The 654-nt window shown below is 68.7% G+C and carries 1 protein-coding gene; it reads left to right on the forward strand.

The genetic code is table 11. The features are described from left to right. Positions 1-654, forward strand: a 654-nt coding sequence (locus tag KME75_RS42235) for a hypothetical protein (protein ID WP_219420702.1), incomplete at both ends; no start/stop codon positions are given.

The raw sequence follows: 654 nt of genomic DNA on the forward strand, positions 1-654 counted from the left end.
CACCGCCCTGGATAACGGCTTCGCTGCCTGCGCCGACCCGGCCGCGGTGCAGGTGATCTGCGACCGGCTCGGCCCCGTCGAGATCCAGGCGCTGCTGGACAAGTGGCTGGCCATCCTGCCCAACCCGTTCACCGACGCCGACCGCGCCGCCGGCTACCGCTATGAGTGCTCGATCCTGCAGGCCGAGTTCTCCCTGACCCAGGTGCTGGACCGCCCCGTCTCGGGGCGGGTGTTCTTCGAACAGGTCATCCGGGACAACCTTGATGCCGGCCGCCCCGACCAGATCAGCTTGATCTTCGACCGGCGCCTGATGCGGCGCGGACCGCGAGCCACCCCGGGGCGGTTCCGGACCCGGATCCTCACCGAGGGCGTCACGCCGAGCCTGCATATCGACTACAAGCACACCTCGATCAAGCAGTACCACAAGGAAGGACGCGCGCTTCGGACCGAGACCACGATCAACGACACCGGCGACTTCGAGATCCGGAAACGGCTGACCCATCTGCCCGCGCTGCGGGAGATCGGCTTCTCCGCCAACAGGCGCCTGCTGGGCGTCCAACGACTCAGCCACAACCCGATCCGCGCCGCCGAGGCGTTCACCGCCGTGCACGACCCGACCATCACCAGCGAGGGCAACCGGATCGCCGGGCTGCG

It is taken from the genome of Pseudonocardia nigra (genome assembly GCF_019396355.1).
In the GTDB taxonomy this organism is placed as follows: domain Bacteria; phylum Actinomycetota; class Actinomycetes; order Mycobacteriales; family Pseudonocardiaceae; genus Pseudonocardia; species Pseudonocardia nigra.